The organism is Rhodococcus sp. NPDC057014, from assembly GCF_042673295.1.
Taxonomy (GTDB): Bacteria; Actinomycetota; Actinomycetes; order Mycobacteriales; family Mycobacteriaceae; genus Rhodococcus_F.
This window is the reverse complement of the sequence record NZ_JBHUSF010000048.1, coordinates 1-14005: the sequence shown is the minus strand read 5'-3', so window position 1 is coordinate 14005 and position 14005 is coordinate 1. Positions and strand designations below refer to the sequence as shown.

At 66.4% G+C, this 14005-nt stretch carries 14 protein-coding genes and 1 pseudogene; 11 read left to right on the top strand and 4 right to left on the bottom strand.

From position 1 onward, the window contains the following. Positions 1–229: 229 nt before the first annotated feature. The 3 genes from ACFTZB_RS12885 (at position 230) to ACFTZB_RS12875 (ending at position 3750) form a co-directional block, all read left to right on the top strand. The gene (locus ACFTZB_RS12885; protein WP_378432018.1) at positions 230–817 is read left to right on the top strand and encodes a hypothetical protein; all 588 of its coding nucleotides are present in this window, start codon (positions 230–232) and stop codon (positions 815–817) included. Between the two features lie 549 nt (positions 818–1366). After that, the gene (locus tag ACFTZB_RS12880) at positions 1367–1654 is read left to right on the top strand and encodes a hypothetical protein (RefSeq protein WP_378432016.1); all 288 of its coding nucleotides are present in this window, start codon (positions 1367–1369) and stop codon (positions 1652–1654) included. A 1802-nt stretch (positions 1655–3456) separates the two neighbouring features. Beyond that, positions 3457–3750: a hypothetical protein gene (locus ACFTZB_RS12875; RefSeq protein WP_378432014.1), complete on the top strand. Its 294-nt coding sequence runs from the start codon at positions 3457–3459 to the stop codon at positions 3748–3750. A gap of 196 nt (positions 3751–3946) precedes the next feature. Here the strand turns inward: ACFTZB_RS12875 and ACFTZB_RS12870 are convergent, their stop codons facing one another. Beyond that, positions 3947–4498, bottom strand: a complete 552-nt coding sequence (locus tag ACFTZB_RS12870) for a hypothetical protein (protein ID WP_378432013.1) — start codon at positions 4496–4498, stop codon at positions 3947–3949. A gap of 474 nt (positions 4499–4972) precedes the next feature. Between ACFTZB_RS12870 and ACFTZB_RS12865 the strand changes: the two genes are divergently transcribed. The 4 genes from ACFTZB_RS12865 (at position 4973) to ACFTZB_RS12850 (ending at position 6582) form a co-directional block, all read left to right on the top strand. Continuing rightward, the gene (locus tag ACFTZB_RS12865; RefSeq protein ID WP_378432012.1) at positions 4973–5143 is read left to right on the top strand and encodes a hypothetical protein; all 171 of its coding nucleotides are present in this window, start codon (positions 4973–4975) and stop codon (positions 5141–5143) included. A 193-nt stretch (positions 5144–5336) separates the two neighbouring features. Then, positions 5337–5669 carry a DUF4326 domain-containing protein gene (locus ACFTZB_RS12860; protein WP_378432011.1) on the top strand — a complete coding sequence of 111 codons (333 nt, stop codon included), beginning with the start codon at positions 5337–5339 and terminating at the stop codon, positions 5667–5669. Between the two features lie 291 nt (positions 5670–5960). After that, positions 5961–6224, top strand: a complete 264-nt coding sequence (locus ACFTZB_RS12855) for a hypothetical protein (protein ID WP_378432057.1) — start codon at positions 5961–5963, stop codon at positions 6222–6224. After that, positions 6115–6582: a DUF6283 family protein gene (locus tag ACFTZB_RS12850; RefSeq protein WP_378432053.1), complete on the top strand. Its 468-nt coding sequence runs from the start codon at positions 6115–6117 to the stop codon at positions 6580–6582. Before ACFTZB_RS12855 ends, ACFTZB_RS12850 begins: the two co-directional genes overlap by 110 nt. A gap of 340 nt (positions 6583–6922) precedes the next feature. Here ACFTZB_RS12850 and ACFTZB_RS12845 read toward each other — a convergent pair whose 3' ends face one another. After that, complete coding sequence (locus ACFTZB_RS12845) at positions 6923–7033, bottom strand: phosphoadenosine phosphosulfate reductase family protein (protein ID WP_378432010.1); 111 nt, start codon at positions 7031–7033, stop codon at positions 6923–6925. A 333-nt stretch (positions 7034–7366) separates the two neighbouring features. Between ACFTZB_RS12845 and ACFTZB_RS12840 the strand changes: the two genes are divergently transcribed. After that, a complete protein-coding gene (locus ACFTZB_RS12840; protein ID WP_378432008.1) occupies positions 7367–7576 on the top strand; it encodes a hypothetical protein in 210 nt (69 codons plus the stop codon). A gap of 386 nt (positions 7577–7962) precedes the next feature. Here the strand turns inward: ACFTZB_RS12840 and ACFTZB_RS12835 are convergent, their stop codons facing one another. Further along, positions 7963–8886, bottom strand: coding sequence for a pentapeptide repeat-containing protein (locus ACFTZB_RS12835; protein ID WP_378432007.1), 924 nt, complete (start codon positions 8884–8886; stop codon positions 7963–7965). A 1287-nt stretch (positions 8887–10173) separates the two neighbouring features. On the opposite strand from ACFTZB_RS12835, the gene ACFTZB_RS12830 reads away from it, so the two are divergent. The 3 genes and pseudogenes from ACFTZB_RS12830 to ACFTZB_RS12820 all read left to right on the top strand — a co-directional run. Further along, entirely contained in the window at positions 10174–11139 is a 966-nt protein-coding gene (locus ACFTZB_RS12830; RefSeq protein ID WP_378432005.1) for a type IV toxin-antitoxin system AbiEi family antitoxin domain-containing protein, read from the top strand. Then, positions 11136–11750, top strand: coding sequence for a nucleotidyl transferase AbiEii/AbiGii toxin family protein (locus ACFTZB_RS12825; RefSeq protein WP_378432004.1), 615 nt, complete (start codon positions 11136–11138; stop codon positions 11748–11750). Before ACFTZB_RS12830 ends, ACFTZB_RS12825 begins: the two co-directional genes overlap by 4 nt. Positions 11751–13529: 1779 nt before the next feature. Beyond that, positions 13530–13613: pseudogene (locus ACFTZB_RS12820) on the top strand (hypothetical protein); the annotation flags it as partial. A gap of 56 nt (positions 13614–13669) precedes the next feature. On the opposite strand, the gene ACFTZB_RS12815 reads toward ACFTZB_RS12820, so the two are convergent. Continuing rightward, positions 13670–13888, bottom strand: a complete 219-nt coding sequence (locus tag ACFTZB_RS12815; protein WP_378432051.1) for a hypothetical protein — start codon at positions 13886–13888, stop codon at positions 13670–13672. Positions 13889–14005: the final 117 nt, after the last annotated feature.

Genomic DNA, 14005 nt, shown 5'->3' with positions numbered 1-14005 from the left:
TTGCCGTGGCTGGAGTCGATCGCCGGGCGGCGATACCACCTACGCGATCTCGTGTCACCGCCATCCCCAAGGCCGGACAGCGATCCGATTCCGGGGGCGGGCCGAAGGCTCGAGGTTCGGACGGGTCGTGGTGACCGTTCCCGGTTCGGACACGGAGTGAGAATGCGTTCGATACATCATGGTGTCGCTGGTGACACATCGCGAACGGCGGTGCGGTCACACTGGCCTTGTGAGCATTACACGGTGTGTCGATCTGTCGGCTGCGCGCTGGCTCGAACAGCGGAACGAGAACTGGTCGCGGCTGGCGGCCCGGGGGCCGGTTGCCTTCGACACGTACGCACGCTTGCGGTTCATCCCGGACCCGGCCTATCCGGGGCAGAGGGAAGGTGATGCTCGACGCGATCCGGAGGGGCTGTCGGACAACGAACAGCTCGGGGTCGTTCTGGCCGATCTCGCCCGCTACACCGGTACGCCTGATGACTGCTACTTCTGCATCTGGGACGGGTGGCCGAGCTTCACCGCCGGTGATCCGCTGCCGAAGATTTCGATCCCGAACCGCGACTATTTCCTGTTCCACGGAACCCTGGCCGACGTCGCCGACTGGGATGCCCAGGTCGAGGCCCTGCTCGGTGACATCGGCGCACCGACTCCGGCGTTCGTGTGGCCGGCCGATCACGCGTGGTGCGTGACCTGCGACATCGATCCTCATTTCGCGTCGATCGGCGCCGGCCCGGACGCGATCGATCGGCTCGTGGCCGACCCGCGTGTCGACGTGGTCGTCGACGATCCCGACACCGAACCCCCGTACTACTACTGAGTGAACGCCATTTTCGTGGTTCAGCCGGTCGATCGCGCCGTTCCGGTCAAGAAGACCCGCGACGGAAAGACGCGGGATCGAAATGGGAAGGCTGCCGCTGTGGACGCCGTCCGGTCAGGCCCCGGTGCGGGGGTGATGTCGGCACATCCGGCTCCGTGGTGTGATGCCATGGAACCATGCCGTGGGATCCCGCAACGACGGACAGCCAGGACTGGGACGAGCGCGGCCTCCGACTGGCGGCCGAGACCACTGCCGGCACCTGGATCGCCGAACACGTGTTCCCATGTGCTGGGGCTTTGGTGTAGTTCACGTACTCGACGGCCGCCCCTCTCATTCACACGGTGCACAGCGACACTGTTATCCAAGGTGTCCTTGACGGCGGACGAGCGTCAATGACCGTTTAGGCGTCGTTCGTCGCGACCAGGGTTTCTTTCGAACCGATATGTTTGTTTCGAGGATGATCCCCGGTGACGTGGTGGGGCTTGCTTGCCGGTATCGCGCTGCTCGTCCTGTTCGCGTGGGCATTGTTCCGCGTTTAGCATGAATACCGTGAACGACATTTTCGACGGTATGACACCGATCGACGGCGGATTCCACGTCAAAGACGTGAACGATGAACACTGTGTCGACGTAATGCGTATGGCGTACAACTGGCGGGTAGTGCTGAGTCAGCGCGGACACACGCTTTACGACCACGGTTGGTGCTACTTCGGTCACGGTCACGACGAGAACGGGCACCCGCGTTCGATGCACACTGCACTATTGCGCGCTGTTGCTGCCGCTATCGCGTGGGACGGCACCGGTTCACCGGACGGTCACGACAAGCAAGCCTGCTGACAGCGTGTCAGATTCGTTCTACGGAAACCTAGTGCCGCATCAGGCAACGAATCGCAAGATCCGGGCGCTTCACTTCAAGTGGGCAGTCCACCCCGGTGGAGGCTCGCCGAAATAGGCAAAGTTGAATCGCTTTCGGACATGCCACCGATACTTGCATGCGCTAACCGGTGAACCGCGCAGATCGAATGCTGCCAACGTCCATGGCGACCCCGCACGTCGGACTGGACCGGGACGAGATCAACGCACAGCGCATCCGGTGCGGGTCGCGCTTGTCCCGAGCGCATCCGTGGATTGCGCACGTTCGGGCCGATCCTGCGGTTCGACCACCACCCCACCCCGCGCGCCGAACATCCCGGCTACGGCATCTGGTACGGCGCCTCCAGTCCCCGCGGCGGGTTGGCCAAGGCGTTTCAGAGTTCCCGGGTGATCGACCGCCACCGCGGCGACCCGTATCTGACCGGGCTGCGATTCATTCGCCCGCTGAGACTGCTCGATGTCTCCGGCATCGGCGCGGGGACGTGGGCGACCCGGGTCGGCGGCAACCATGCCCTCGATTCCGTCGCGCACGGGCGAACCCAGCACGGGGCCCGCACCATTCACCGCGCCATGACGATCTCGACGGGATCGTCTACCGCGGCCGGTTCGCCGGCGGTGTTTGCATCGCGATCACCGAACGCGCCGCTGACGCGTTCCCTGCGCTGCCGGCGTTGTCGCTGCCGTTGTCGCATCCCGGGTTGTCCGGACCGATCGACAGCGCGGCCCATCAACTCGGCTACACCATCAGCTGACGCTGCGACACGCGCGGGCGAACCGGCTGGGCCCGCAGCACACGCCCCGTGACCGCACGGCATCTACTGCAGCACGCCTCTCTGTTGCACAAGGGAGATCGACAGCCTCTACGAGGCCACACCAGGCCCGGACGTCATCGATCTGAACTCCCAATCGTGTCGTGGAATGGTTGCAGGCCAGGGCCATTCCACGACGATGCCGGGTCACGAGCGACGGTTCTGCACGTGCGGAAGAAAAGCATCTCGCAGGACCCTCGCTGCCGCGGCACGAGTGGGGAACCTCCCCACCGAGGTGACCAGCTTCGTCGGTCGCCGACGCGAATTCACCCAGTTCAAGCGCCTACTGGGAACCTACCGGCTGGTCACTCTCACCGGTGTGGGAGGTGTAGGAAAAACCGGCTCGGACTGCCCGCGGCCGTCGAGACGAGGCGGGCATGCGCCGACGGAGTGTGGTTCATCGAACTCGGCGAGATGCACGACGTCGACCGGTTCGCACTCGTGGCAGGCGTACTGGGAATCACCCTGACACCCACCACCGACCTGACCGAGCACCTCGCCCCACGGCAGCTCCTGCTCGTCCTCGACAACTGCGAGCACCTGATCGACGGACATCGCGATCGTCGTGGGAACACTCCTACGCAGATGCCCCCGGCTGCACGTACTGGCCACCGGCCGAGAGACCTCGGGCAGAGCAAGGCGAGGTCGTACTGTCTCTGCCGCCGTTAGTGTTTCCCGACCCGAGCCGAGTATGTTCACTCAACGGACTGCCCAGCTATGCGGGCTCGGTCCGTGGAAGGTAGTCCCCATAACCGAGACGGTAGCGGGTTGCACGCCCGGATTGGTGCATCCGGATTCGATATCGACCGGTCAGCCTTCTACATCGTGCCGGGGTGGGGTGTTTCCCTTCCTGGGGTGGGCGAACGGGCCCCTGGGGTGGCTTCAGATCGGGCGCTGGAATGGGCAGAGTTGTACCTGTCACCGACGCACTTCCCCCGTCATCCTCAGGAGAACTGAATGATCAACGCCCGCCGAACTGTTGCCGCTATCGCCTTCACTGCCTTTTCGGTCCTGGGTGCCGTCGGAGCGGCGTCCGTCGCTCAGGCCGAGCCGATCGGTCCGAACGGCCCCACCGGTGGTCCGTGCCCGATCGTGAACACGGACTCCCAAGGCAACGAGACGGTGACGTACGGCAAGCCCGGCGATCGCAATGGCGCCCTGGTATGCGGTGCGGATGGCGAATGGACCGTGGGCAAGGCCAAGGGCAGCCCCGGGCAGATCCAGACCCAGCCCGGACTCTCCCGCGGATAGCCGACAACAGCCTCCGCTGTTCCCGCTGAACTGGGTGCCCCGTATCCATGCCGATGCGGGGCGCTCTCGTCGGGACGGACATGTCGTCAGTCCTGGTCGACGCGGTTTGTGGGCTCAACCTCGTCTACGAGTCGATCGCCGTGCCCCTGCTGGTGGCGGTCGTGGTGTTGGTGGCGGATGAGCCGCCACCAGCTGACTACTCCTCGTTGGGTGCTGGGGCTGGAGTGTTCTCCGGTATGCCGAAGCCGGGCATGTCCCACATCTGGGCCGGGGCCTTCGTGATCCCGCCGTACGGCCACAGCCGGATCCGCCACACATCGCCCGGTGTCGTCGATCCCGGCCACCCGTAGTTGAGGAATCCCCGTCCGGAGACCTCCACGGTGTACCGGCCGGCAGGAACGGCGACGTCCACAGGGTCGGTCGTCGGTGACGACACGACCAGCACCCCGCGATCGTCGACTTCCAGGCGGCCTTCGCTGACCTGTTGCCACTGATCCCGGTCCTCGGAGGGTCGTGTCGGCCACACCTGCACGGTCACCGCCATCTGGAAGTTGTTCTGGTGGGGGCACAGCACCAGCAGCATGGCGCCGTTGCCGGCGCTGGGTTGAGCGGCCTGGGCCCGCTCAAGGAGTGCGAGTTCGGCGTCCGGGTCTCCGAGGCCGCCGTCGAGACAGAACTGGCCGTAGTCCATCGCCAGGGTCACCTGTGTTTCGCTGACCGGCCGGGTGCGCTCAGTGTGCTCATCCATGCCGTGATCCTGTCACGGCGCCCGGACGCAGCGTTCGTACTTCGACGCGGGACCGGCGCACTGCCCCCGCCCGGAACGTGCTGCCGGTCGATCCGGCCAGTATCCGATCGCCGCCACCGTGTCCATCGAATCGGGAGGGACGATGTGCCCCGCACACGTGTTCGGGCTATCGCGTTGTTCCGATGCGCAGCGGAATAGTGGCGTTCTGCGCACTCCGGCGCAGGAGCCGTTTCTCGAGGGACGCGTGCGGGCCTTCGAGTGGTTCGGCGGTGTGCCGCACTGAATCCGCCGGGGCAACCTCAAACCCACTGTGGTACAGGGATTGCGAGGTAGTGACCGGGTCGAGTCGGACCGATTCGTCGCCCTGCACAGCCACTGCGGGCTTCGATTCGTTCTTCTGTGTCCCGGGCCGGGGTGGCGCCAACGAGAAGGTGCGGTGTCGAAGGCGAAATCGGAAGATTCCAGGGGCACCTGGTGCCGGCGCCGACGGTGGCGTCGTTGACCACCGGACTCAACGAGAAGGTCGCCGCCGCGGACCTGATCGACGACCCCCCGGTCATCGGGGGCCGACCGGTCACGGCGGCGGCCGCGTTCGCCGACGAGCAACCCGCCCTGCTTCGGTCGCCTGCCGTGCCGTTCGACTGAGCGCGACTGTTGTCTGCGCGGGTTCGACACCCAAGCGCGGGTGTCGGTGCGGCGAGAGCTTCTCCCTATGTGTCAGTTGGCGCTGCGCATTGCAGGTGTGGCGCGTAGCGACAACCGATACACTTCGATGATGACAGTTGTTGCCCACCAGGCGCCTCACCGGATTCAGCGTCAGCGCACGAAGGGGTGGAGGATGCCCGAAGGTGCCGTCTACGTAGGACGGCCCACAAAGTGGGGAAACCCGTTCGCGGTCCACTCGATCGACACAGCCGAGGGCGGCCCGTTCTGGGTGGGTGACACGATCATGGCCCCGACGACCGGTATCGAGACCGAGGGTGCGGCTCGGCACGTAGCTGTCGACCTGTACGCACTGCATACCGGGCCGATGGGCAACTACGAATTCGACGGTGACGCTCTCGCTGAGATCCGCCGCGACCTCGGAGGGCGTTCTCTTGTGTGCTGGTGCCCGCTCGACCAGCCGTGCCACGCCGACGTGTCACTCGAGATTGCAAACAGGGCCGAGTGACTCCTCAAAAACGTGGTGTGATCCCGGACGGTGAGCGCGATCGCATCCTTGCGGCGATGACAGCAGCGAAGGATGCAGACACCGAACTCCGGGCGGCTGTGGTGGCCGGCCTTCTCGCGGGAGGGTCGGTGCGGGAGGTAGCTGGCGTGACGGGGATGTCTACGAACACCATTCAGCGGTGGGGGCATGAGGGTGGTTGGCCGTCGACCGAGTAGAAGGCTGCACGCTTTCTCCGTCGTGATCTCAACAAGCACGGGACTATGTCGCATTCTGCGAGACAAGGAGTTTTCTGTGAACGTGAACGAACCCACGGGACGGGTCGGTAACCGGTCGTATTGGATTCTGCGTGACGGGAACATCGACGTGTCGGCGTATACGCGTCAGGTGCGGGATCAGCCGGGCATGAGCACCGTGCCGGCGTATGTCGGCATCTACGCCCAGGAGGGTGCTCTCGGTCAGCTCACTCCGGTGTGTGCGCGCCGGTTGGCGGAGGTTCTGGTTGCGGCGGCGGACGCGGCTGAGGCTGTCGACGGGGTGGCATCGTCTCGTGGGTGAAGAATGTGAGTCCCGCAGTGGATTGCCTCGTCGGCGCCGGCCGTGCGCGGAGTGTCCGTGGCGGCGGGACGTGGCGCCGGGACGGTTCGGTCGGGAGAGGTTTGACGCGCTCGCCGCCACGTCCGGTGGTCCCGGCCGCGAGGTGGAGGTCGGGGGTGCGATGTTTGCCTGCCACAAGTCGCCGGAGGGCGCCGAGGAGGCCTGTGCGGGGTGGCTGGCCGTCGCGGGCGTCGAGCACCTCGGGGTTCGGCTCGCTGTTGTGCAGGGCCGGCTCGATCCTTCGACGTTGGCTCCGCAGGAGGGGTGGCCGACATTGTTCGACTCGTATGCGCAGATGACCGAGACGCAGCCCGGATAGCCCGAGGTGGCGCGAAGGGACCGGGAACCGGGGCGTGTCGGCTCCCGGAGGTTTCCCGTCCTGATCGTCGATGTTGTGCTCTGGCCGTCCTGTCTAGCGTTTCGCCGGCCTCGGCCGAGCGTCGTCCTGGTCGGGCGTGAGGGGTCTACACCGCCGCAGACTGGGTGGGACGACCGATTCTCGGGCGCGATGGCCATTTTCGGGTTAGGTACCCACCGACGAGTTGCTGCGCGCGTGGTCGGGGCGTGCGAAGCCATCACAGGGTCCGCCGCTGCGCGGGTGACCGGGTGAAAACACGAGGGGACCCGATGAAGGACGCACGCCGACCACGAAGTCGTAGCTACTGGGACCGCAATGGCGGTGCGGAGTCGAAGAACACCACCGGCACATCGGGTTCGACGCGGCGGGCGAGGTCGAGGACGACGAGGGAGTCTTTTCCGGAGGACGCCACGTACCGGTCGGGGCGGCCAGGTGCGTGTCCATCCGGGCCGCGAAGTCCGCGACGGCTGCGTTGCGGCACCGGGCTTGGCCGACGGTGCCCGGAGGCCCGCTCGATGCGGTGAGGTCCAGGCCTGGGTCCTGTGTCGTCGTCGACACAGCGGTCAGGCTCCGACCTCGCCCCACACGTCACCGAACCGCTCCCGCGTCGACGTGGGGACCTATCCGCCGTACGGGTGCTAATAGTCGATAGAGCGGCGCAACGGTGGTGTCGGGGGCGGCGCCGAGATGCGACAGGCCGTTTCCGATCCTCGGTATCGGCGGTGGGCTGCGGTTGAATGGGGGCATGGGGTCGTCCGCGGTGGAGCAGCTGTGGCAGACGTTGTCCGAGAACGAGTTGGCGTTGGTGTGTGTCCGGGGCCCGGAGTGTGAGTGGGCGGATCTGATGACGGCCGCGGACGATGGGGTGGGGGAGCTGACCTGGCTGGCCCGGGAGACGAGCGAGATCGCCGAGCAATACCCGCACGGCGCCGCGCATCGCACTTCTTTGTCGTGACGGCGTCGAACCTCACTGCGGCGGAGTAGGACGCCTACACCGCCGCCGTCGTCGGTATCCCGGACCACGCCGAGCCTGCGGACCTGGTGGCCCGGTGCTCGCGGTGCGGCCACGCGACGCCGGTGATGAGGCTGGTCGGGCAGGTGATCTCGCGGCAGTTCATCGTCGTTCGACGGTCATGGGCCGGCCTGGCCGGCTCAGGGCCGGAGGCTTGCCGGCGGCGCGCACATTGTGTCCTGCTCAATGATCGAGGTCGTGAGACCCATTTCGTGTGCCACCGTCGTTCCGGCGGATGGGTGCAGCTCCCCTTGCGTTTCTCGATGGCACCACCTGTGTGGCGGGCGGTCCCGGCGCGGACCGGCCCTTGCCGCGGTGGTTGATCAGCGCTATGTGCTCGGAGGCGGGGTGAAGTTCTGGGGCCATGTCGTCTCGTTGTCGTATTTGATTCCGGTCAACTCCGTGCTGTCGTCGATCTGTGCGTCTGTCAGGTCGACTCGACGTAGGCGGGCGAAGGTCAGCATCGCGTTCCGCAAGTCGGCTCGGCGCAGGTGAGCGTGTGAGAGCTGCACACCCATGAGTAGTGCGCCGGACAGGTTGCAGTCGTCGAGTGTCGCGTCGAACAAGACCGTTTGGGGTAGTTGGATGCCTCGTAGGTCTGCGCTGATGAGGTCGAATTGGCATCTGGACCAACCGTTCTCGGGTAGGCGGTCGTCGCTGATCTTGGTGTGCTGATGAACGACTTTGACCAGTGCGGCGCGGAGTTTGCGGTCGTCATCGGCGGTCGCGGTGAGGTCTCGGAGTTGGGCGCACAGCAGATCTATGCAGACTTGGCGCTCTGTATCGTTGCCGAATGCATGCCAATCGTCGGCGAGTGAAGCCAGCGCATAGGCACCGGCCACGCGGATCACCAGGGCCTTCTCGGCGAGTTGTTGGGCGACCGCGGCGTACCGAGTCCGCAGATCACGCGCTTCTTCGAGCGCATGTGTTGCGCGTAACTGTTCCGATTGGGCTTCGATCTGCGTTCGAAGGTGTGTCTCTTGGGCCCGAAGTTGGGCCGACAGGTTGTCCGATTGCGCCGTGATCTGCGAGGTCAGGTTCTCCCGATCGGCCGCAATCTGCCTCTGCATGTTCTCCTCCGCGCCGCGGCGGGTTATCCATGCACCCCACACAGCGAGTGACGCCGCGACGATCGCACCCATACCCGCCAACAGTGTGGCTTGCCCCGGAGTCAGGTCATGCCACGACTGGACTTTCAGGAATACGAACACGAGGACGGCGACTGCTGCAAGACCGACGCCGAGGACGATCAACCCGACGGCAGGTACCTGTCGGTCCTTCTTGTGTCCGGAATTGGTCGAGGCCGAGTCGACGCTCACCGTTCCATCATCGCGCGTCCGGCACCTTGATGGACGCACTTTCATTCCTCGATTCGAGAGGCCAACCGAAGTCTTTCCGCACGAAGTGGTTCCGCGCCAGTGGGCGTAGACCAGGTGTGAGGGCGGTAGCCGCGCGCACGCGGCGGTCGCGGTCAGCGTTGGGTATTCGCCCAGGACGCCCGGCCCAGAGAGAGGCCAGGGTGACGGACTGACGTGGCGACCGGGGGAGCGCGGTCTCTGGGGTATGAACGCAGAGGAGAAAACCCGCCAGATCTCGCAGGTCACCGTCCGGTTGCCGAACAAGTTCCCGGCCGGGTCGCGGGAGGAGGTCGGAACCGCGGTGGCGGAGACGGTCGCCCATTCGCGGGATGCCCGAGTCGGGATTTCGTTCGTTGCTTCTCGCGCGTGCGGCGACCACGAAGCTCGTCGCTCGAGACGTGAGCGTCGGCGCGAGGGCGGGCGACTCGGACGCGCACACGCGGATCTTCCGTTGGCCAACTGGACACGGCGATCGATATCCTCGCGGCGCGGATCGAGACCGTCGACCTTGATCGAGGGCGCCCCAGGCACACCGGCTCGCCGACTGGCTGCGCGGCGAGGCCGCGGCGCTGCGTGCCGAGCTGTAGGAGGTGCATCGGCTATCGATGCGATCGTGGTCCGGTTTCCCGAGGTGATGACCAGCGATGCATCGGCACGCCACCGACCGACTACCCGGACATGGTGCCTGTCACTGCCATCGGCCCTGCGGGGCCGTGTGAGGAGCCCGCTACCCGGCCTTCCGTGGGCGGCGGGTTTCGTTGTTCGCCGGTGCCCGCGCTCACCGCCAGTGCTCACCGCCGGCGCCCGCTCGCTGATGCGGTGACGGTGAAGGTGACGACGAAGGTGTCCTGGCGGCGAATTCTGTTGCGAACGACCGTCCCCGGAGCGGCGCGTCGACGACGATCACACCTGACGCCAGTTCGCCGATGTCTTCCGTCTGGCGGCCTGGCGCCTTCTGGTGCCGATCGGGCAACCGCACCGAACGGCCGGTGGCGGAGGGTGGGCATGTTCGTCCTGGTTCGTCATGCGCACGCGGGGGAGAAGAGGAGCTGGCACGGCCCCGATGCAACTGGCAGGCCCGGGGTCTGGTTGCCGCGCTGGACGACATCGTCGTCACCTTTGTCTGGCACGATAATTACATACAGTGCCCTGAATATTCGCTTGAGTGTGTATTATTGTGTCATGAGATCGGATAGTCGTGCTGCGCAGGTGGTGGAGCTGGCTGCTGAGCAGGGGGGTGTGGTGACCAGCCGGCAGGCGCGGGCGGTGACGTCGGTGTCGGTGCAGCAGCTCAAGCGGATGGTCGATTCGGGGGTGCTCGAGCGGCTGCATCATGGGCTGTATCGGCTGGGGCGGATGCCGGAGGATGTGCATCTGGAGGAGCGGGTGGCGTGGCTGGCGCTGGACCCGGATGTGGTGGTGTGGGAGCGGCTGGATCAGCCGGTCCCGACCGGGGTGCTGTCACATCGCACCGGCGCCGCCCTGCTGGGGCTGGGGGATCTGGATGCCGATGTGGTGGAGCTGACCGCGATCCGGCGGATCCGGCTGTCGCTGCCCGGGGTGGTCGTGTACCGGGGTGTGCTGTCGCGGGAGGATTGGCAGCTCGTCGACGGGCTGCCGGTGACCACCCCGGTCCGCACCATCGCCGATCTGGCCGCCGCGGGTACTGATGCGGGGCATCTGGCGTCGGTGGTCCGCGACGCCCTCACTCGAGGCCTGGTCACGGTGGCGGAGGTGGTGGCGGTGCTGGCCCCGCATGCCTTCGAGTACGGTCACCGGGCGCTGGATGGGCCGGGTTTCCTCGAGGTGCTGATCGCGCAGGCGGGGGTACCGACCACCATGCTGGCGGTCGCGGACCTGGCCCGCAAAACCACCACCACTACTGCGCCAACTGTGGCCGCGGCGGAGGCCGGGCAGCTGGGTGTGGCCGCCCTGATGCAGGCGGTGACCGAGTCGCCGCAGGCGCGGGATGCGCTGCTGCGGTCGCTCTCCGTTGCGATCGGGCAGTCCGCCGCCGGCCGTATCAGCTCCGGCGCCGGGGCGGCCGCTCCCGGCCGCCGGGTCGCGGATGACACCAGCACGACCGGATCCGATCGGACGGCACGGCCGGGTCGCTCGGCTCGGCCGGCGAAGGTGTCCGACCGGTGAGCCCGCTGCCGCGGTCCCTGCAGGCGGTGCGGGCCAGTATCACCGACCGCCTCAACCGATACGCCACCGATCACGGCCAGAACATCGCCCTGGTGCGCCGCCGATTCGTCATCGCCCGCTTCCTGACCCGCGTCTTCGATGCCGACCCGGACGGGTGGATCCTCAAGGGCGGCATCGGAATGATGGTGCGTCTGCCGCAGGCCCGCTACAGCAAGGACATCGACCTCCTCGCTGCCACCGACCTTTCGGACTCGGTCGACGAGCTGCGCCGCGCGGTCCGCGACCACCATCTCGACCACTTCCGTTTCGAGGTCGGCCCGGCCACCGAGCTCAGCCACGACAAGGGGGTCACGGTCACCGTGACGGCCTCCCTGGGCAGCAAGAAGTATGACGGCTTCTCGCTCGATGTGGTCGGCAGCCGCCGCACCCTCGTCGTGGGGCGTCGACTGCCTGTCGCTCCTCGCGAAGGCGAACCGAGGGAAAACAGGCATTTGTGCAGCAAGTTGCTGCGCAATTGGACCGAGGGAGCTGGGTCGAGGAAGCGCAGGTCAACGCGTTCCGGGCGTCCGACCGGTGGATGGTCGGCCGCCCTGCCTTTGGCAGGGTCATAACAGCGCCGATCGGCGGTTAGTCGTGTGCCCGCCGGCCGCGCCCCGGCGGGGCCCGCGTGTTTTCGCTGGGCAGGTGACGCCATGCGGGACGTGATCACGGCCCTCGCCCCAGTCCCTTGCGGTCGCGCGGTCGAAGGTGAAGCGCTCGCGGTTCGCGCAGTCGCGCCTGTCACCACGCTCGACGGCACCTCACTGGGTGCCAGCTCACAGATTTTCGTATCTCTTGTGGGGTGGACGTTTCCGATTCGTGGATGTCGAGGATTTCCGGTGATGTGCGCCGTGGACAGCTGCTCGATTCGGCGCGGCCGATCACTGCGCAACGCGGTGTCACCGCGCTGACCGTCCGTGATGTCGCCGAGGCAGCCGGTGTCTTGCTCGGGGTAGGGCATTACTGCGTGCGCAGGTCCGGGGAGCACTGCCTGAGATGCGGGACACCGTGACCCGTCAATCGAATCTGTGCTGGTAGAGGGCATTCTTACGTACGCAGCGACCCACGCCGGCCGCCGCTGCGCCTGAACCGGGAGATCTTCCGCCCCCGACACGGGGGCTCCGGGGCCGGACGCCGAGCCGTGACGATGCGCCCCGAGACCTTGTCAGCGGTGTAGGGAGTAGGTGCGATGAGGAGCCGCCCGCGGGGTGTCTCGGTCGGTCCGTCGGCGCGGTGGTTGCCGAGGCAATGCTGCGTGGCCGGGACATCGCACCGGACCTGATCATCCGCACGCGGGCCGTGGGCCGACAGGTCGTTGACGGAACTGGTGCTCGACGAGGATGTCGAGGTGGCGGTCCTGCGGTGGCCGGCGGAGCACCATCGGGCTCGGCCAGGACATCCTGGCTGACGGCGTGCACGTGGGTGGGAGTACGCGCTGACCCGCCGAACCGCGACCGACATCTTTGGCCCACACGAGCGCTGCGCAGGGGCTGCATTATCTGTGCGGGCGCGGACGCATTGACGTTGCGCTCGTGGTCGACGGACGACAAACCGCCGACGCTGACGGTGGTGTCGTCGGCGCCGGTCGATGCCGGCGGATGGGCCCGAGAGAGAGTGCTCGCCGCGCTCGGTCACGATTGTCGATCTGGCATGGGGATGCGGCTACGTGCGGGCTGACGCCGGCTGATCGACAGTGAGCACTTGCGGTTTCTCGGGCGGCCGCGCCCCACTGTTGTCACGAGGGGCAAGCTGTCCCGGTGTCTGTTGTTCATCGCGGTGTTGTGTCGAGTTGTCTCCTCTATTGTGCCGCAGTCGGTTTCGGGTGAACCTTGGGTGAATGTGCTGAGGAGAATGGTGCCGGCTGTGGGGGAGCCCACTCCGGATGCGGTGGCCCGGCCACGACGGTGCTCTCCGGGCTGCCGGGGATGTGGCAGGCGCGCGGCCTTCGCGACGTGAGGTGCGGTGCCGCTGTGACCCGAGTCCGGGAAGCGCTGCACCGCCGGAAATTGCGGCACAGTCTTCGGTGAGGAGGTGGTGGTCCGTCCGGTGCACACCCTGCTCGGCACCGTGAACACCGAATTCGTCACTGTCGTCCACTTCAATGATGCAGCTGCCGAGGCAATTTCGGGATTTCGGTGGAGAATGGTCCCTGTCGACGTGAGTCGCGCTCATCCTGCATGCAGCTCGGTGCGATGTGACGTTGAGCTCGAAGAGGATCGTGTGTGGTCTGCCCCCAGGGACAATGTCGTGAGGACGTTGAATTGTTGGTTCGGTGAGCTTCCTCATTTCCGGGACGAGCCTGCCGTTACTGTGTGCGTTCGACGATTGCCCTGAGGTAGAAGGAGAGCGCGATGGCGGTATCACCGAGGATTTCCGAAGGTTCGGCGAAGACGGCGACCAAGGAGATTCGCGAGTGGGCGATCGGTGAGGGTCGCGAGGTGTCTCCCCGCGGCCGGATTTCGGCGGAGATCGTGCGAGCTTTTCATGACGCTCAGGCGGCGAAGGCTCGGGCGAAATCGGTGCCGGCGAAGAAAACGGCCGCGAAGAAGACGGCCGCGAAGAAGACGGGGCCGAGGAAGACGGCTGCGAAGAAGGCGTCTGCGGGGAAGTCTCCGGCGAAGACGGCAGGGGCGGAGTCGACGGCCGCGGAGAAGATTGTCGCCGCGAAGGTACCGGTGGTGAGCAAGGCTCCGGCGAAGGCGACGACCAAGGAGATTCGCGAGTGGGCGATCGGAGAGGGCCGCGAGGTGTCTCCCCGCGGCCGGATTTCGGCCGAGATCGAGCAAGCTTTCCATGACGCCCAGGTAATGAATACTCAGGCTAAAAC

What these genes read in the sequence shown, in the direction of transcription:
- ACFTZB_RS12875 (WP_378432014.1), top strand. Translation starts at nt 3,457, where the DNA reads ATGATCAACGCCCGCCGAACTGTTGCCGCTATCGCCTTCACTGCCTTT.
- ACFTZB_RS12830 (WP_378432005.1), top strand. Translation starts at nt 10,174, where the DNA reads ATGAGATCGGATAGTCGTGCTGCGCAGGTGGTGGAGCTGGCTGCTGAG.
- ACFTZB_RS12870 (WP_378432013.1), bottom strand. Translation starts at nt 4,498, where the DNA reads ATGGATGAGCACACTGAGCGCACCCGGCCGGTCAGCGAAACACAGGTG.
- ACFTZB_RS12840 (WP_378432008.1), top strand. Translation starts at nt 7,367, where the DNA reads ATGGGGTCGTCCGCGGTGGAGCAGCTGTGGCAGACGTTGTCCGAGAAC.
- ACFTZB_RS12860 (WP_378432011.1), top strand. Translation starts at nt 5,337, where the DNA reads ATGCCCGAAGGTGCCGTCTACGTAGGACGGCCCACAAAGTGGGGAAAC.